This window comes from Pseudomonadota bacterium, assembly GCA_013285445.1.
In the GTDB taxonomy this organism is placed as follows: Bacteria; Pseudomonadota; Gammaproteobacteria; order Xanthomonadales; family Wenzhouxiangellaceae; genus Wenzhouxiangella.
Window position 1 is genome coordinate 2,940,822 of the sequence record CP053448.1, and the last position, 17,905, is coordinate 2,958,726.

At 64.5% G+C, this 17,905-nt stretch carries 18 protein-coding genes and 1 tRNA gene; 1 reads left to right on the forward strand and 18 read right to left on the reverse strand.

All coding sequences use genetic code 11. From position 1 onward, the window contains the following. Positions 1-3 precede the first annotated feature (3 nt). The 17 genes from HND55_13130 to HND55_13210 form a co-directional block, all read right to left on the reverse strand. On the reverse strand, positions 4-645 hold the full coding sequence (locus tag HND55_13130; protein ID QKK03521.1) for a response regulator transcription factor: 642 nt from the start codon (positions 643-645) through the stop codon (positions 4-6). Continuing rightward, positions 642-1,832, reverse strand: coding sequence for a sensor histidine kinase (locus HND55_13135; GenBank protein QKK03522.1), 1,191 nt, complete (start codon positions 1,830-1,832; stop codon positions 642-644). The genes HND55_13130 and HND55_13135 overlap by 4 nt, the downstream gene beginning before the upstream one ends. Before the next feature lie 165 nt (positions 1,833-1,997). After that, positions 1,998-3,518: a choice-of-anchor D domain-containing protein gene (locus HND55_13140; GenBank protein QKK03523.1), complete on the reverse strand. Its 1,521-nt coding sequence runs from the start codon at positions 3,516-3,518 to the stop codon at positions 1,998-2,000. A gap of 197 nt (positions 3,519-3,715) precedes the next feature. After that, complete coding sequence (locus HND55_13145) at positions 3,716-4,597, reverse strand: hypothetical protein (protein QKK03524.1); 882 nt, start codon at positions 4,595-4,597, stop codon at positions 3,716-3,718. A gap of 392 nt (positions 4,598-4,989) precedes the next feature. Further along, positions 4,990-5,063: transfer RNA gene (locus HND55_13150), tRNA-Gln, on the reverse strand. Positions 5,064-5,150: 87 nt separating this feature from the next. Then, the gene (rpsI, locus tag HND55_13155) at positions 5,151-5,543 is read right to left on the reverse strand and encodes a 30S ribosomal protein S9 (protein QKK03525.1); all 393 of its coding nucleotides are present in this window, start codon (positions 5,541-5,543) and stop codon (positions 5,151-5,153) included. Between the two features lie 18 nt (positions 5,544-5,561). After that, complete coding sequence (gene rplM, locus HND55_13160; GenBank protein ID QKK03526.1) at positions 5,562-5,990, reverse strand: 50S ribosomal protein L13; 429 nt, start codon at positions 5,988-5,990, stop codon at positions 5,562-5,564. Between the two features lie 81 nt (positions 5,991-6,071). After that, entirely contained in the window at positions 6,072-6,401 is a 330-nt protein-coding gene (locus HND55_13165; GenBank protein QKK03527.1) for a (2Fe-2S) ferredoxin domain-containing protein, read from the reverse strand. Positions 6,402-6,426: 25 nt separating this feature from the next. Next, positions 6,427-7,128 carry a DUF481 domain-containing protein gene (locus tag HND55_13170; GenBank protein ID QKK03528.1) on the reverse strand — a complete coding sequence of 234 codons (702 nt, stop codon included), beginning with the start codon at positions 7,126-7,128 and terminating at the stop codon, positions 6,427-6,429. Positions 7,129-7,203: 75 nt separating this feature from the next. Then, entirely contained in the window at positions 7,204-7,989 is a 786-nt protein-coding gene (phnE, locus tag HND55_13175; protein QKK03529.1) for a phosphonate ABC transporter, permease protein PhnE, read from the reverse strand. Next, entirely contained in the window at positions 7,986-8,759 is a 774-nt protein-coding gene (gene phnE / locus HND55_13180) for a phosphonate ABC transporter, permease protein PhnE (GenBank protein ID QKK03530.1), read from the reverse strand. The genes phnE (HND55_13175) and phnE (HND55_13180) overlap by 4 nt, the downstream gene beginning before the upstream one ends. Then, positions 8,759-9,559, reverse strand: a complete 801-nt coding sequence (gene phnC, locus HND55_13185) for a phosphonate ABC transporter ATP-binding protein (GenBank protein ID QKK04108.1) — start codon at positions 9,557-9,559, stop codon at positions 8,759-8,761. The genes phnE (HND55_13180) and phnC overlap by 1 nt, the downstream gene beginning before the upstream one ends. A gap of 22 nt (positions 9,560-9,581) precedes the next feature. Then, positions 9,582-10,553, reverse strand: a complete 972-nt coding sequence (locus HND55_13190) for a phosphate/phosphite/phosphonate ABC transporter substrate-binding protein (protein ID QKK03531.1) — start codon at positions 10,551-10,553, stop codon at positions 9,582-9,584. Positions 10,554-10,627: 74 nt separating this feature from the next. Next, positions 10,628-12,682 carry a tetratricopeptide repeat protein gene (locus HND55_13195; protein QKK03532.1) on the reverse strand — a complete coding sequence of 685 codons (2,055 nt, stop codon included), beginning with the start codon at positions 12,680-12,682 and terminating at the stop codon, positions 10,628-10,630. Continuing rightward, positions 12,679-13,677, reverse strand: coding sequence for an alpha/beta fold hydrolase (locus HND55_13200; protein ID QKK03533.1), 999 nt, complete (start codon positions 13,675-13,677; stop codon positions 12,679-12,681). The genes HND55_13195 and HND55_13200 overlap by 4 nt, the downstream gene beginning before the upstream one ends. Continuing rightward, complete coding sequence (locus HND55_13205; GenBank protein ID QKK03534.1) at positions 13,664-14,452, reverse strand: 1-acyl-sn-glycerol-3-phosphate acyltransferase; 789 nt, start codon at positions 14,450-14,452, stop codon at positions 13,664-13,666. Before HND55_13205 ends, HND55_13200 begins: the two co-directional genes overlap by 14 nt. Then, entirely contained in the window at positions 14,449-14,769 is a 321-nt protein-coding gene (locus HND55_13210; GenBank protein ID QKK03535.1) for a DUF2007 domain-containing protein, read from the reverse strand. The genes HND55_13205 and HND55_13210 overlap by 4 nt, the downstream gene beginning before the upstream one ends. A gap of 80 nt (positions 14,770-14,849) precedes the next feature. On the opposite strand from HND55_13210, the gene HND55_13215 reads away from it, so the two are divergent. After that, complete coding sequence (locus tag HND55_13215; GenBank protein QKK03536.1) at positions 14,850-15,923, forward strand: CDP-6-deoxy-delta-3,4-glucoseen reductase; 1,074 nt, start codon at positions 14,850-14,852, stop codon at positions 15,921-15,923. A 34-nt stretch (positions 15,924-15,957) separates the two neighbouring features. Here HND55_13215 and parE read toward each other — a convergent pair whose 3' ends face one another. Further along, positions 15,958-17,844, reverse strand: a complete 1,887-nt coding sequence (gene parE, locus HND55_13220) for a DNA topoisomerase IV subunit B (GenBank protein ID QKK03537.1) — start codon at positions 17,842-17,844, stop codon at positions 15,958-15,960. Between the last annotated feature and the right edge of the window lie 61 nt (positions 17,845-17,905).

Genomic DNA, 17,905 nt, shown 5'->3' on the forward strand with positions numbered 1-17,905 from the left:
GTGTCAGATGACGCCGTCCTCGAGCGCCTTGAGCACCGCACGCGTGCGGTCACGAACGCCCATTTTCGACAGGATGTTGGAGACGTGGTTCTTGACCGTACCTTCGGCCACGTTCAGCGCACCGGCGATCTCCTTGTTTGAATAGCCGCCGGCCATCAGACGCAGAATCTCCGTTTCGCGCTCGGTCAGCGGATCGGGCTGCGGCAGGCTGGTGAACCGGGTCCGCATCTGCCCGAGACCTTTCATCAGGCGTTCAGTCACCGCCGGCTTGACCAGCGTTTTTCCTTCGGCCACGGCGCGTACCGCCTCAAGCAGTTCTTCGAGCGCAACATCCTTGAGCAGATAGCCGCGGGCGCCGGCCCGCACGCCGGCCAGCACCAGATCGTCGTCGTCGAAGGTGGTCAGGATAATGGTTGGCGGCAACCGATTCACAGCGCTGAGCGCCTGCAGGACGTCCAGGCCATTCTTGCCGGGCATGCGCATGTCGAGCAACAACAGGTCCGGCCCGACCGCCGGAACCTGTTCGATGGCCGCCTGCCCATCGGCGGCTTCCGCGACCACTTCGATGTCGTCGGCCAGCTCGAGCAGCGAGCGCACGCCCTGGCGCACCAGGGTCTGGTCGTCAACCAGCATGACCCGGATCATCCGCCCTGCTCCGCCGGGAGCCAGGCCTTGACCTGAAAGCCGGCCCCGGGCCGGGTGGCAATATCCAGCCGGCCGCCCAGTTCCCGGAGACGCTCACGCATGCCGATGATGCCGTTTCCGGGGATCAGGTTGGTCGAACCCCGGCCATCATCCCGGGCGCGCAGCACCAGGCCGTCGTCGGCCTGGATCACGCTGATCCAGAGATTGCGCGCCGCGGCGTGTCGCACGGCATTGGTGATCAACTCCTGGGCGCAGCGCAGGAGAATCTGCGCTCGCTTCGGATCGGTCTGGGACAGCTCCGGCGGAATATCGAGGTGAATGTTCAGTTCGGGAACGCCCGAGGCCAGGGTCTCCAGCGCATAACGGAAGTCGACCTCGGTGTCCCGGCGCATGTCACTGACCACTTCCCGCACATCCGACAGAAGCAGTCGCGCAATCGATGCGGCCTGCTCGGTGTGGCGACGAGCCTTTCCTTCACCGACATGGCTGGCCACTTCCAGGTTCAGGGTCAGTGCCGTCAGGTGGTGTCCGACCAGGTCGTGGAGTTCGCGCGAGATTCTGACTCGCTCGGCAATCCGCGTGTTTTCGGTCAGCAGTGACTGGGTCGCCAGCAGTTCGGAATTGACGCGACGCAGCTCCGCCCGCGCCTTCATCTGCTGCAGGGCCAGCAGGGAGGCGATAAAGGGAAAGGAGGTCAGTCCGAGATTCATCAGGAAGAACACCAGCGCCAGCAGCCAGCTGGCCGAGGGCGTGAGAAATACCCAGACGCTGGAGACCACGGCCATCAGCATGATCCAGATGACACCGATGATCATCGGCAACATCCACGGCAGCAAGGCGGCCACCAGCATGATCAGCAGACTGCCGATGCCCGTGCCGGTGAAATAGCTGACCGATATCGCTGCAGCCGACATGATCAGCAACACCAGGACACGCTTCCAGAATGGTCCGGCGCGCTCCAGGCGCACGACCGGATGCCACAGCGCCAGCAGAAACACCAGCGCTGCCGACCACCAGCCCGTGATCCGGTAAACCGATGGCGGCTCGGGCGCCGGCCAGAGCCAGGGCAGCAGCAGAAGGGGCAGCGCGGCCAGCAGCCAGATCATCACGCCGACATAGCGCAGCCATTCAATCGTACGCAGTTCGGCCAGCTTGCCGACTCGTTCCAATAAAGCCTCGATTGCCATGACGCCGATTCTAAACCTGTTCCAACCGGGACACATGGGCCACAGGTCACCATCAACCCGGCGTGCAGGTACCGTGCTATCAAAAAAAACCGCCGGGCGGTGCCCGGCGGTTTCGTTACGAGCAGATCAGGTCGGAGGGTGACTCACCCTCGACCCACACTCTGGTCAGGCGCGGAAGAACCGAATGCCCAGACCGCCTGCGATCAGCATCAGCATGGCCATCAGGATCAGCGCCCAGTTGTGCAGGGTCGGCACCGGAACGGCGACGAAGTTCAGCACCGAGCAGGACAGATCGTGCGTGCCGCTGAAGGTCTGGTCATCGGGGCTGCTGCAGGTCAGGGTGGCGTTGTATGTCGTGCCATCCGCCGCACCGGCCGGCAGGTTGCAGCTGATCGAAAAATCAACCGAATCGCTGGCCGGCACCGTACCACTCAGCGGGCTCGGGTTGGTCGAGAAGATCGCGGCGTCAGGACCACCGAGCGAGCATGAGAAACCACCGGAGGCAGAGCCTGAGTTGGTGATCGAGCCGTTGGCGGTCAGCGCCGAGCCCGACGGTCCGCTGCCCAGATTGACCGGGCCAAACGGCGGGTTGACGCTCAGGCTGGCTACGGAATCGGCCGTGCCAGTCACGTTGACGGCCGGATTGGGGTTGGTATCGGCATTGCTGCTGAAGCTGACCGTACCGGAGTAGCTGCCGTTGCTGCCGGCGTTGAACTGGACATCCACGGTGCAGGTGTCACCCTGATTCAGGGTCGCGCTCGTGCAGTTGTCGGTCAGAATCGAAAACTGGGTGTCACCGGCGTAGCCGACGCTGCTGATGGTCAGGGACGAGCCGGCATCACCCGTATTCTCGGCCGTGATCGTCCCGGTGTCGGGCATGTCACCGAGATCGACGGTCCCGAAGGCCAGCGGGCTGGGGCTGACCGACAGAGTCGACTGCGGACCCGGCACACCGGTGCCGTCCAGCGCAACGCTGTCGTTGGTGACCGTTCCGGCGTCACTGGTCACCGTCAGCGTATCGAGATGGTTACCGTCGGCCGTCGGGGAAAAGGTCACCGCAACATCACAGCTCTCGCTGTCGGCAAGCGTAAAAGGGATGGGACCGCAGTCCACGTCAGCCCAGGAGTAGTGGGTACCCGTGGCGAACGCAAGGCCGGAAACCTGCAGATCAACTCCGTCGGTGCCGTCGTTGGAGATGGTCACGTTCTGCGGCGCCGACGAGGTGCCGGTCTGCTGGTTGCCGAAGTTGAGATTGGGCGGCTGGACGTTGAGGTTGGCCGATACGGCTACGATGTTCACTTCGCCATTGATGGCAGTGAATACGGTAGCAGGCGGCGGATTGGTGTTATCGGTCAAGGTCACATCGAGCTCGTTGGCCGTAAGCACCTCGGTCGAGGGGACAGTGGCCCCAGGGGCGATATCCCAGGTGATGGTTCCAATGTTCGTTGTCGGAAGCGCAGCAAGCGTGAAGTTGCTGTGAACCGTCAGCACGATGCGACCCGCCGGGGCAATAACACATGCGGTAAATGCGGATGACGAGTGCGGTGCGGACAGACCACTGAGACATCCGTTAACGGGCGCCGGCGAGCCGCCACCGTTCTGGGGCGTCAGGACAGCATCGTCGTAGAGAATCTCGATCTGCAACTCCGAGACGTTGTTGCCAGCGACCCAGTCGATGGACGTCACTGCGGTTCCAGCAGCCGGACCACTGCCAGTACCCACCGTGATTTCCGCCTGGCCAAATGCCACAGACCCCGCCAGCAGGAAACCGGTGGCTGTAACGGCCGCGAAAGCGGCTTGCAAGCTCTTGAAATTAGCGTTTAACATTTTTCTTACTCCAACATCTATTGGTATCAAAATCCGATATTCCGCACGCTTCAGGCTCAGAATACGCAGGTGGAATTGCCGATCTGAACGTGGTTCGTGAAGATGTTATTGAGATCCGAGAACCCAACTACGCCATTCTCGTCATAGTCGGGCTGGCCACCGGAAATCACGGTACCGCCTGAAATCACCTCGTTGCCCACCGCATTCAAGTCGGCAAGGCTGATCGATACGTTGTCGTCAGTGTCGCCGCGGCACAAACGACCGGGGCGTGAAATCCGACGGGAATCAAAATCATCGAAATCGATCGTGCCGCCGGTGTTGACGCCGCCGGGATTGCCCAGGAAGGCTTCGGCAATGCTGATCCCGCTGGTGTCGACGGTCATCGTCTGGTCATTGAGGGGGTCGTCATCATTGACCGCAAAGCGAACCTCTGCGCTGGCGTCTGACTCCCAGACGAACTCGACCGAGTGCCAGCCGGTACCAACGCTGCTAAAGGTCAGGTCGTTGTTGCCAGCAGTGCTGTCCTTGACGCGCAGCGTCAGGTCACCCGCATTCGGGAAGTTGTACCAGACCTGGATCTGGTCCGTGGAACCATCGCCGGCCGCGTAAATGATCATCGGGTCAGCGCCCGCGCTGTCGAGAAACGCGTAGAAACGCGCGATGTAGGTCGACTCGGCGGTCGGTGACTCGTCGGTCAGGAAGCGCGCCGTACCGTCAACCGGCACACGCAGACCGCAGGGGCCGCCGTAGCGGCGGTTGCCGGCAGCCGGGGTACCCGTATCGGTGTTGGTCAGGTTGGTCTGGATATCCCAGTTGGTCACCACGCAGGTCTGCGCCTGGGCGTTGAGCGACAGGGCAAGCAGGCCGGACGCGGCCAGACCGCCGAGCAGGGCTTTGACAGTCGAAGCGGGCTTGAACCCGTTGCGAATCACGTTCATGTTCAATTACCTCTTTGTTGATATGTGACGGCGCGAAGCTCTCGATTCCTGGCGCACCGAAGTCGATGTTCCGACAGTGTCAGCCCGCTCGCCGACCCTCGAACCGGAACGCCGACCGACGCCCTCCGGCTGCGCCGGAACTTTCTCAGAGTCGCTACGGTCAACGTTTGCACGGCGAGTGTAGCGTACTCACCACCCACCCGCAAGCGCTTGTCAGCGCGCCTTGGCGCGGCCGGTGGACCGACGTAATGCATCCGGAAAACGCCTGTTTCGGTGTTCCCTACCCCTATTAAGCGTAATTCCGTCCCAAATCAGGTCATCGGATTTCACGAATCGGGCCCCTCCCCCCGCCAGATACGGAAAAACCCGCTCGAGGCGGGTTTTTCCGTATCTGGCTGGGGGAGAGGGATTCGAACCCCCGCTGACGGAGTCAGAGTCCGTAGTCCTACCACTAGACGATCCCCCAAGAGATCGTTCGCGCCGCCCGGACAGCCTCGGTGCCCGCAGGTTGGGGTCGCATCCCCAACGAACGAGAATCGAGGCGCCTCCGCACTTATCGTTTGGAGTACTGGGTGGCCTTCCTGGCCTTGTGCAGCCCGATCTTCTTGCGCTCGACCGCACGCGCATCCCGGGTCACGAACCCGGCCTTGCGCAACGGCCCGCGCAGGGCTTCATCATACTCCATCAGCGCACGCGACAGCCCAAGGCGAATGGCCCCGGCCTGTCCGGTCGTGCCACCGCCGCGTACGGTGACATTGACGTCAAAGCGGTCGCCGAGTTCAACCAGCTCCAGCGGCTGTCGCACGATCATTTGCGCCGTCTTGCGACCGAAGAACTCGTCGAGAGGCTTGCGATTGACTGTGATCTGACCGCTACCGCGCCGCAGGAAGACCCTGGCGCTGGAGGTCTTGCGGCGACCAGTGCCGTAATACTGTTCTGTTGCCATTTCCAATGTCCTGCCGTTTTACAGTTCCAGGGGCTGCGGCTGCTGCGCCGCGTGCGGATGCTCGGGTCCGGCGTAGACCTTGAGCTTGCCGAGCATGGCACGCCCGAGCGGACCGCGCGGCATCATGCCCTTGACCGCCAGCTCGATGACCGTCTCCGGCCGCTTGGCCAGCTGCTTTTCTAGCGTGATCGACTTGAGGTTGCCGATATAACCGGTATGGCGGTGATAGACCTTGTCGCTCATCTTGCGGCCGGTCACCCGAATCTTGCCGGCGTTGATGATCACGACGTAATCGCCGGTATCGACATTGGGCGTGTACTCCGGCTTGTGCTTGCCGCGCAGCCGACGCGCCACCTCGGTGGCGAGCCGCCCAAGCGTCTTGCCGTCGGCATCGACCAGATGCCACTGACGGCGCACGTCCCGCGCGCTGGCGCTGTATGTTCTCATGACTGCAATCGCTCGCTCTAGAAACACTGTAGCAAAGAGCGGGAATTCTACAGCAGAGTCAGGATTGCCGCAACCGGCAAGTCAGGCCGGGGCATCCGGCAGCCGCAGCCGCTCGACCGGCCGGCCGTTGACGATATGCGAGTCGATGATTTCATCGAGATCGGACTCGTCGATATAGACATACCAGACTCCTTCCGGGTAAACCACCAGGCAAGGACCCTCCTCGCAGCGATCCAGACAGCCCGACGTACTCGCCCGCACACCGCCCGGGCCGGTCAGGCCAAGCGCCTTGAGCCTGGCCTTGGCGTAGCCGCGCAGGCGAGCCGAGTCACAGCGACCGCACGACGGACGGTCAGCCCCATCCGGCCGACGGTTGGTGCAGAAGAACAGATGATAGCGATAGTAGCTCATGGCCGCGGGGGTCGGCGGGGCCGGCCTACTGCCCGAAGTGGTAGACCAGGTTCGCCGTGGTCAGTGTGTCGGTCTTTTCGCGACCGGGGTCAACATCGGTATTGTGCCGCACCGCCAGGCCTGCCTTGAGCGCCAGGCGATCGTTGATAGCCACTTCCAGGGCCAGTTCGTTTTCGGCGAAAGTGTTGTCCGAGGCCGCCTCAACCAGCAGACGATTGTCCAGATTCGCGGTCGTGGACATGACCCAGGTGTACTGCGTGTAGCCGCGCAGCATTGCCTCGCTCGTCGATTCGCCGGTGGCGCGGCTTTCGGCGTATTTCAGGCCAGGCCCGATTTCCACGCGCAGGCGATGCGCCTCGCTGTCGATCAGGCGGCGCCCGTAGGCAACGGCAGCCGAAGACTGGAACCGGAATCCGGAAAACCGGTCGCGATCGTAACGAACCACGCCGGCCAGATAGCTTGTTTTGTTCAGGGTGTAGTCGGTCTTGTTTGATAACACATAGCGGCTGGCAGTGGTCTCGTCGCTCTCGCTCGAGTGCACGGCACTCAGGATCGTCTCGTTGACCCATTGCTCACGTTCCCAGACCAGCTTCAGGCGCGCGTTGACGGTCTCGTTGTCGCTGTTGCCGCGCGCCAGCACCAGCCCCAGCTCACCTTCGCCGGTCCACTCGGCAAAGGCCGACCAGGTGGCCAGCAAGCCGGCCATCAGCATCACCCAACGCTGCATCGTGTCGTGTTCCTGTGGGATTTGGCCTGATTATACTCATCGGGTGACGAGCCGCGGTCAACGGACCATCGCCGGCTACCCGCGAATGATGCGACGCCGGATTTCCCCGGAGATCATGTCGATGACCAGCACGACGACGATGGTCAGGATGAGCACGGCAGCGGCCTTTTCGAAATGCCGATAGCGCAGCGTGTTCAGCAATACGCCACCGACGCCCCCGGCACCGACCACGCCGAGCACCGCCGAGGCGCGGATGTTCAGCTCGAACCGGAACAGCCAGTGCGCGACGATCTCGGGCAGCACCTGCGGCACCACGGCATAGCGCAGCGCAAGGATACGCGAGCCGCCGGCAGCCTCGACCGCCTCGACCGGCCCGAAGTCGATCGAATCGACAACCTCGGCGCCCAGTTTGGTCAGCATACCGACTGAGGAAATGCCGATGGCCAGCGCGCCGGCAAACGCGCCCAGACCCACAATGGGCACGAAATAGATCGCCAGCAGAATCTCGGGAAAGGCGCGTGCGGTGGCCGAGACGAGTTTGACAACCCGGGCCACGCGCGGAAAAAGAGTGCGCGCGCCGAGAAGCGCCAGCGGCAGCGAGAGGACGGCGGCGATGAGCGTGCCGATCCAGGCAATCTGGATCGACTCAATGATCGCCGGCAGCACGCGGTCCCAGCCATAGGCCATGTCGACCGGCCAGAAAAACGACAGTACACGGGCGACCTGGCCGGGCACCTGGATCATGCGCCCCGGCGAGAACTCGATGACGACCAGCGACCAGACGAACAGGGCGGCGACGATGAACGTCGCCCAGGTGGCCCAGCCAACGCGCCGCGGCGGCCTGATCGATACCGTACTCACGTCAGCCGCTTCCGAATCAGCTCGGATATTTCCTCGATGATCAATACCGCCACCAGCACCGCGAGGATGATCAGGGTCACGCGTTCGTATTCGAAGTTGGCGCGCTGGGTTTCCAGGATCATGCCGATGCCGCCGGCCCCGACCAGTCCAAGCACCATCGAGGCGCGCACGTTGAGCTCGAAGGCATACAGCGCGTAGGAGACGTAGTGCTGAAGCGCCTGCGGGATGGCGCCGAACCGGAGCATCTGCAGCCAGCTGCCGCCGACGGCACGCACCGCCTCGGGTAGACCCATATCGATCGCCTCGAGCGACTCCGACCACAGTTTGGAGATGACCGCGATCGTGAACACCGACAGCGCCAGCGCGCCTGCCACCGGCCCGAAACCGACCGCGGTGGCAAACAGCATGGCCCAGAACAGATCCGGCAGCGTGCGCAGCACGTTCATGAAGTTGCGGTCGGCAAACCAGACGATACGGCCAAGCGTGAGGTTGCGCGCAGCCAGCACGGCGACCGGGATCGACAGGATGGCGCCGATGACGGTGCCGACGATGGCGATGTTGATCGTCTCCATGAACGGACCGGCCAGGCGCGGCAGGAAGGCGAAATCCGGCGGCCAGGACTCCTGCAGCAGCCGGCTGCCGCCGGCAATGTTGCACAGCAGTTTGGTCAGCGACAGTCCAATGCCGTGCGCCGACCACCCGGTCATGATCATCACAAAAGCGGTCGCGAAACCGATCAGCCACCAGTTGCGTGTCGGTCGATCGGGCATCACACGGCGTCCTCGTCGAGCACATCGTCGGCAGTGAACTCGCGACCGTAGATGGTACGGAAATCATCATCGGTGACTGACTGGGCCGAACCGTCGTAGACCAGCCGCCCCTGCTTTAGACCGATGAGTCGCTGGCCGTACTGGCGCGCCAGGTCGAGAAAATGCAGGTTCACCAGCGTGGTGATACCCAGTTCGCGATTGATGCGCACCAGGTCCTTCATGATCTGATGGGTCGTGACCGGGTCGAGCGAGGCCACCGGTTCGTCAGCAAGGATAATGGCGGGCTGCTGGGCCAGCGCCCGGGCAATGCCGACGCGCTGCTGCTGTCCTCCCGAAAGCTGACTGGCCTTGACCCAGGCCTTGTCGGGAATGCCGACACGCTCGAGCGCATCCAGGGCAATCTCGCGGTCGGCGGCCGGCCACAGGCCAAGCATGGAACGCCAGCCGGGCACGTGAGCCAGCCGGCCGATGAGCACGTTTGACATGACGGTCATGCGGCGCACCAGCCGGAAGTCCTGAAAGATCATGCCAACGCGAGCACGCAGCTCGCGCAGCGCTCGCCCGTTGCGCCGCGGCACCGGCACAGCGTCGATCGTCACCTCGCCGGCCGTGAGCCGGTTCAGTCCGTTGACCGCACGCAGCAGCGTTGACTTGCCGGCCCCCGACGATCCGACAATGACCACGAATTCCCCCGGTTCAATCTCGAGATCGAGCGCCTGTATCCCGACGGTGCCGTTGGGATAGACCACGCCGGCGCCGGCAAAGCGAATGGCGCCCCGACCCTGTTCAGTGCTGTGCATCATTGGCTCCACGCAATTCGATTCACTGACGCATCAGTTCGTAGGCAGCGCGTACCGGTTCGTACATGCCTTCGGTCGGCGGCGCGAAGCCATCGATTTCATAGAGCACCCACAACACCTTCTGGTCATCGGGCAGATGCGCCTGAGATTCGGCCAGGCCGATGAAGGCATTCCGGATGGCCTGGACCAGATCGTCGGGCAGCCCCGGCCGGACCTGCACGCCGTCGTTGGGCAGCATGGGCGCATAGTGGAAGACGATCACCTGCTCACCGACGTCGGGGTACTGGTCACAGACCATGTTGCGGGCATCATCGTAGCTGACGCCGAAGCGGGTATCGCCGGCATAGACCGCCAGCACCGCGGCGTCGTGCCCGCCGACGAACAGGCTCTCGATATCGTCGCTGTAGTCGATACCCCGATCCTTGAGCTGCACGGCGGGAAACAGGAACCCCGACGTGGAGTTCGGATCAACGAACGCCACGCTCGATCCGCGCATCGCCTCGAGGTGGCCGCTGCATTCTGCAAACTTCACGGTCCGCGCCGCCCTGCCCTTGACCCGGGTTTCGCAGCGTCGCTCGGTCAGGACCGGAACATCGGCACACACTGACGGGTCATTGGTAAACCACTGCGAGCGATAGCCCGTCTCGCCCTTGCGCACCGAAACAAGGATGGTTTCAATATCGTAGCGCCGCTGACCCAGCATGGCTGCGAACGGCGGCAGCATGCCGATATCGGCCCGGCCCGAACCCAGTGCCTCGACCAGGCCGGTGTAGTCCTGCGGCACGAACGAACTGACCGGCACACCCAGCTCGGCCTCGAGATGCTCGGTCAACGGCTCGAGATTGTCGACCAGCGCCTCGGCCTCCAGCGCCGGCACCAGCCCCAGCACCAGTTCGGTCGGCCAGCCGCGTTCGTCAACCGACTGTCCGGGACAGCACGATACGAGCAGCAGGATCAGGACAGCGGACAGCAGATTGCGCAAGCCGATTACCATGCCTGGGATCCGGCCCATGTTAGCGGAAACGGGCATTATCGGGCATGACGTTTGCGTGACGCTTCGACACAATCTCATGCATCGCCGGCAGGCAACAGCCCGGCATAGTGCCGCCAGTGGCCATCGGGGCGCATGGCGGCAACGGCCGGGCCAAGACGCTCGGTCAGGCCATCGACCGGCCCCAGGTCGAACCGCGCCGCAAGGCGTCGGGCAACGCTGCCGGGCGCCTTGACCAGCTCGGCACGCTCGATCCACTCCCAGTCAAGCGGCAGCAGTCCGGCCAGGTGCGCCAGCAGCGCCGAATCGCGTTCCTGCGCCCGGCGCATCTGTTCGATGTTGTCAAATCCCGCCAGGCGCCAGGCCAGCTCCAGATCATCAGCGCCCGCCTGCACGATGATTACCGCAGCCTGCGGGAACAAGCGGGCAAGCACGGCCAGATCCGCCGCCTGCAGCCAGGCCGGTTCGACCCGCTGCCTATCCGGCACCGGGGCAGCTCGAAGATAGCGCTTGCGGCCCAGCCTCAGTGCCGTTTCATCCAGCACAGCCAGGGCTTCGGGATCAGCGGCTGCGCCCAGGACCTGCAGGCGACGGTCTGCGTCGGCTGCCGGCAGCAGCGCCGTCCCCGGGTGCGCGGCCAGGATATCAAGCACGGCCTCACGTCCGCCGGCCGGCCAGCCAACCACGAACAGTGGCGCGCTGCGCCCGTCCCCGACTGGCTCGACCGACCACGGCCAGGCCGTGATTTCCATCCACGCCCGGGCCAGATCGTGACTTGCGATGCGCTGAGGCTGGTGAACCAAGGGGGCCGGCCGCCAGCCGCAGTCGACCAGGCATTCGGCGGCTGCTTCATATTGCCCCAGGCGATCCAGCAGATCGCCGAGCCGGTTTCGGACACGCTGCCGGGTTACTCGATCACTGCGGTTGTCGGACTGCAGCCAGCGCTTGAGCACCGCTGCGGCCGCGGCAGGATCGTCGGCGCGCTGGTACAGATCCGCCAGTATCCAGCAGGCAGCCCAATCGCCGGGATCGGCATCGACCAGGGGCCGCAACGCGTTCAGGCCCGGGGCATGAGCGGTCCCGCGCAAGGCTAAGCGGCCGAGCAGCAGACGGGCCTGGCGGTTGACGTGCCGATCTTCGCTGTCGAGCAGTGCCTCGGCTAGCGCCAGGGCTTCATCGTGGGCCGCCTGCCGCTCGGCCGCCAGGGCCTCGATCAGCCGGGCATGGTCGGGCCGGTCAGGCGCAAGCTCAGCGGCCAGCACCAGCGCACCGGATATATCCCCGCCGGCCAGCCGCAGCTCGGCCAGCAGGGCACGTGCCTGCGGCGGCAGTTCGGCTCGCTGGCCCAGTTCCTCAAGGCGGGCACGGGCTGGTCCCAGCCGTCCTGTGCGGTGCAGGCTACGCACTTCGCTGATCACGATGTCCGGGCGCTGCCGCAGCGCCTCCGACAGGCCGGCCACCAGCGCCAAGGCTTCGCCGTCATGTCCACCTTGCTGCAGCACACCGACGAGCTCGACCAGGATCTCGGCATCACCGGGTCGCTGCACCAGCGCATTGCGCAGGCAGCGCTCGGCGAAATCGAGATGCCGGCGAGCCCTGAACACCTGCGCCATGGCAAGCTGCGCCCCGGCATCGTCCGGATCGAGTTGCACCGCGCGCGCCGCCAGCTCGTGCGCCTGCTCGAGCTTGCCGTCCACGGTCAAAAGCCGCGCCAGCAGGCTCATGGCGACAACGTTATCCGGGTCGGCCCGCAGGGCCGTTCGCAGCGCATCCAGGGCGGCGTCCGTGCGGCCTTCAGCCAGCGCGATCTGACCCAGGGCAACGCGGGCACGCGCATGATTCGGCGCCAGATCAACGCAGCGCAGCAGCGCCTCGCGGCTCTCGTGGGGTCGGTCCTGCTCGAACAGCACGCGACCGAGCTGAAACCAGCTCTCCGGCTGATCGGCATCCAGTTCGACCGCCTCGCGCAGCAGCGCCACGGCGCCGTCTGCATCACCCTTCAGGTGTCGGCACACGCCCATCATGCTCACGAGCTCCGCGCGACGACCCAGCTGGTCCGCGGCCTGTCCCAACGCGCGCTCTGCCTCGTCATAGCGCCGGGCCTCGAACAGGCGCCGTGCCTCGTTGATCATTTGTCCGTCAGCGTGCATAGCTCTTCCGTCAGTCGCTGCTCGATCCAGCTGTCCAGTCGCCAGTTGGCCAGAAACCCGCAGTGCCCGCCGTGCCGCAGCATCTCCAGATCGAGTGCCGGCAGGCGCGGCAGGCCAAGAAAATCCGCCGCGGGAATCACCGGGTCGTCTTCGGCGGTAATGATCAGCGTCGGAGTCCGGAGCCCTTCGAGATAGTCGCCGGCGACAGAATAACCCTCCAGGTAAGCCTCGAGATCGGAAAATTCGGTGAGTTGTTCAACCAGCCACTCGGTCTGCTCGCGCAGCCGTTTGAGCTTGAACCAAGCATCCAGCCGATAGCGCTCGGGAAACAATGCCTGCTTGATCTTCAGCGAGCGCCGCCACTTGCGCACGAAATAGGTCTCGTAGATCGACAGTTCGCGCTCGAGCGCGTCCAGCACATGACGCGGCCGAATGACCGGGCTGACCGCAACCACACGAGGCAGCGACAAGCCACGGGCCGGGCCCTGCCGTGCAATTCTGAGCGCGAAGTTGCCGCCCAGTGAAAACCCGACCAGGTAGACCGGGCGACCCGGCCGATAGCGGGCGGAAATCTGCGCCACGGCATCGAGAACCTCCTCGAGCAGGCAGGAGTGGAACAGGCCTTCATTGAGATGGTGCGACTCACCGTGGTCACGGAAGTTGAGGCGAAAGGTGTCGAAACCGGCCTGGTCGAAAGCCAGCGCGCTCGACAGCAGATAATTGGACTCGACGCTCCCCTCCCAGCCATGCAGCAGGATCACCAGGGCATCGCGACGGTGGGACCGGGCATGATTGAAAAATCCGAGCAGACGCGTACCATCCCGGGTTTCGACGATGCAGCGCTGCGAACGATGGAGAAAGGCCGCTGCCTGACGCCGCACCCGGAGACGACGCCAGGGACCCGACGTCAGCACCGACTGCACGTGGCGGCTGGCCAGCAGACCGGTCGGTTCGAAGGGTGCTTCAGCCTTCGGCATACAGGCGCCTCACCGTTGCCGCGGACTGTTCGGCCAGCGCTCGCCGGCCGCGCGCGCAGTCGTGCAGGGCAGTCCCGATCGACAGACGACCGTCCAGCGGCCGCTGGGCCAGCAGCCGCAGCAGATTGCGCGGAAAGCTCTCGCCGCTGGAAAACACCACGTCCTCGTGCAGGTCAAGGCCATCCCGCTGGTAGCGAATGGCCACCGGCACCACCGCGGCGCGCGTGCGCACAGCCGGCGCAAAAAGCGGCGCATGAAAGCGGCCAACGCCCGGCTCGGGACGAATTCCACCCTCGGGAAACACGCCGATCGTGTGACCGCGCCGCAGCAAGGCTGCCATGCGTCGGCCAACGCGCCGGCGCGAATCCAGACGCCCGCGCTCGATGAACAGCGTGCCGCCCAGCTCGGCCAGCCAGCCAATCAGCGGCCAGCGACGGATTTCGGACTTGGCCACCAGCCACATGGGCCATAGCGACTGCAACATCACGATATCCAGCCAGCTGATGTGATTGGCCACGACCAGGCAGGGCCCCTCTGGCAGGCGACCGGTCACGCGCAGTCGAACCCCGAACAGACGCAGGGTCCAACGCTGCCAGGTCATGTGGGCACGCAGCCTGAGCGGCATGCCACCAGCCGGCAGACCCCGGACCACCGGCAAAAAGCAACACAGCGTCAGCGGCAACCCAAACAGCGCGTGCAGGCCAAAAAGCGGCAGGCGCCAGATCAGTCGCCAGGTGCCGCGAAACGGCGGCTCGCGATCAGCCGCGTTGGTCATTCCTCTGCCTCGCGCCTGCAGCCGCATTGCCAGCAGGCGGTAAACTGGCCCTCCAGCGCCTCCCCGCAGCGCGGACAGTGCCAGGGTGATCCTGCATCGGCTGGGGACTTCTCGAGCACCGCGCGCGCCCGCTCCAGATCGGCGGGCCTGACCCAGACGGACGGGCGTGCGCCCTCGGCCGTGTAGATCTCGACGGCCGCCGTCCACAGCTCCATGCTGCGCAGCTGGACCTCGATATCCTGCGCCTCGAGCAGTCCGCGCACAAAGCCGGCCTCGACCGGATGATCGGCCGTTACCAGCTTGACCCACTTTTCCAAGACTCTGGCTGTCCTTTTGATCCGCGCGAAGCGTAGCACAGCAGGACACCGGATCCGGTCTCGACGCACAATCTGGCATCATGGCGAGACGATCAACCGGACAGGCCGTTGGCGTGAGGAACGACAGATCATCAGCACAAATCACCATCACCGGTAACCAGCGCCGATTCCGGGCCGGCCGGAACGAAACCATACTGGCGGCGGCATTGCGCCAGGGCATCGTGCTGCCCTACAGCTGCAGAAACGGCACCTGCGCCAGCTGCAAGTGCAGGCTGCTCGACGGCCGGGTCTGCTATCCGTTCAACCCGCCGCAGGCGCTGACCGAAGACGAGCTGTTCGACGCCCAGATACTGAGCTGCCAGGCCGTCGCCGAAGGCGATGTCGTTATCGATGCGCGCGAAATCGAACAGATCGAGGAAATCCCGGTACGACTGCTGCCGGCACGCGTCGAATCCATGGATCGGCTCACGGCGCAGGTCATGCGCCTGCGCCTCAAGCTGCCGGCAGCGGCGCGCCTGCAGTTCCTCGCCGGTCAGTATATCGACGTGCTGCTGGCGCAGGGCAAGCGCCGGGCATTCTCGATCGCCTCGCCACCGGGGCAGCCCGATTTCATCGAACTGCACGTCAAGCACGTCGAGGGGGGCGGCTTCACGGGCCATGTCTTCAACACCATGCAAACCGGCGAGATTCTGCGCTTCGAGGGCCCGCTGGGCACGTTCTTTTTCCGCCGCAGCAGCCCGCGGCCCGCGCTGCTCATGGCCGGCGGCACCGGCTTTGCCCCGCTCAAGTCGATGATCGAAGAACTGATTGATGCCGGCGATCCGCGCCCGATCGAGCTGTTCTGGGGCGCGCGCTGCAGCGCTGACCTTTACGCCGCCGACCTGATCGAACAATGGCTGCGATCACATCAGCGTCTCAGCTACGTGCCCGTGCTGACCGAGCCCGATGCCGACTGGACCGGTGATACCGGTCTGGTGCACGAAGCCGTCCTGCGCCGCCATCGCGACCTGTCCGGCTATGACGTCTACATGTCAGGGCCCCCGGCCATGATCCGGGCGGCTCGCGGGGCCTTTCTGAGCGCAGGTCTGCCCGAGGAGCGCCTGTTCTACGACTCGTTCGACTTCGCGCCCGACGTGCCTCCGGACAGCCGCTGACTGTCGCCACGACCCGGGACGATACCGGCATCGCTCAGGACACGTCGGCCAGATTGCCTTTCTCTTCCAGCCAGGCGCGGCGGTCGGCTGCGCGTTTCTTGCCCAGCAGCATGTCCATGACCGCATCGGTCCCGGCCGGGTCATCAACCGTCAGCTGCAGCAGGCGGCGGGTATCGGGGTCGATGGTGGTCTCTCTGAGCTGCAGCGGACTCATCTCACCGAGCCCCTTGAAGCGGGTCTCGGTGATTCTGCCCTTCATCTGCTCGGCCTCGATGCGCGCCAGCAGGCCCCTGCGCTCCTCGGCGTCGAGCGCGTAGAAGGTCTGCTTGCCAACGTCAATGCGGTACAGTGGCGGCATGGCCACGAACACCCGGCCGGCGTCGACCAGCGGACGGAAGTGCTTGAGAAACAGCGCCGAGAGCAGAGTGGCGATATGCAGGCCGTCGGAATCGGCGTCGGCCAGCACGATGATCTTGCCGTACCTGAGCCTGGACAGATCGTCACAACCGGGATCGACACCGATCGCCACCGCCAGGTCGTGCACTTCCTGCGACTGCAGCACCTGGGCCGGATCGGTCTCCCAGGTATTGAGGATCTTGCCGCGCAAGGGCATGATTGCCTGGTATTCCCGGTTCCGGGCCTGTTTGGCGCTGCCGCCGGCCGAATCACCCTCGACCAGAAACAGCTCGGTCTCTTCCAGATCGGTCGAGGCACAGTCGGCCAGCTTGCCCGGCAACGCCGGCCCCTGTGTGACCTTGCGGCGCGCGACTTTCTTTCTGGCCCGGTGTCGCCTGAGTGCATTATCAATGGCGAGCTTCGCAATCGCCTCGCCGGAATCCACGTGTTTGTTGAGCCAGAGCGTGAACGCGTCCTTGACCACACCGGAGACAAAACTGGCCGCCGAGCGCGAGCTCAGCCGCTCTTTCGTCTGCCCGGAAAACTGCGGATCCGAAAGCTTGATCGATAGCAGGAAACTCAGCCGTTCCCAGGCATCCTCCGGCGCGAGCTTCAGGCCGCGAGGCAGCAAGCTGCGGATCTCGCAGAACTCGCGAAGCGCCTCGATCAGTCCGGTGCGCAGACCGTTGGTATGAGTGCCACCAGCCGGCGTGGGGATCAGGTTGACGTAGGACTCCTGCACCAGCTCGCCTTCGGGCACCCAGGCCAGCGCCCATTCGGCCTCCTGATCGGCACCGGAAAAATCACCCGTGAAGGGCGTTTCGGGCAGCCGCTCAAGACCGTCCAGGCTCTCGGTCAGATAGTCGGGCAGACCGTCTTCGAATTGCCAGGTTTCGGTTTCATTGCCGGCCCGGTCGTCGAGTCTGACCTCCAGCCCCGGACAGAGCAGGGCCTTGGCCTTGAGCAGGTGTTTCAGGCGTGGACGGGATATGTTGGGCGAGTCGAAGTACTGCGGATCCGGCCAGAAATGGACGCGAGTACCGGTATTTCGCTTGCCCACTGATTCGATGACCCTCAGCGGTTTTTCGGTCTCGCCGCCGGCAAAGGCGATCTCGTGTTCTTCCCCGTTGCGTTTGATGCGGCAGACCAGCTTTTTCGACAGCGCGTTGACAACCGACACACCGACGCCGTGCAACCCGCCTGAAAACCTGTAGTTCTTGCCGGAGAACTTGCCGCCGGCATGCAGGCGCGTCAGGATCAGTTCCACGCCGGGCAGCTTGTGCTCCGGATGGGGATCGACAGGCATCCCCCGGCCATCGTCGGCCACTTCCACCGAACCGTCCTCGTGCAGGACTACCTCGATGTGTCTGGCGTAGCCGGCCAGCGCTTCATCGACGGCGTTGTCGACGACTTCGGCAACCAGGTGATTGGGCCGCGCAGTGTCGGTGTACATGCCAGGCCGCCGCCGGACCGGCTCCAGGCCCTGCAGAACCTCGATATCGGACGCCTGGTATTGACTGGTCATCGTCTGTGCACTGTCGCTGCAACCATGGATGGGCGCAGAGTAACCCAGAACACCAGCGGCA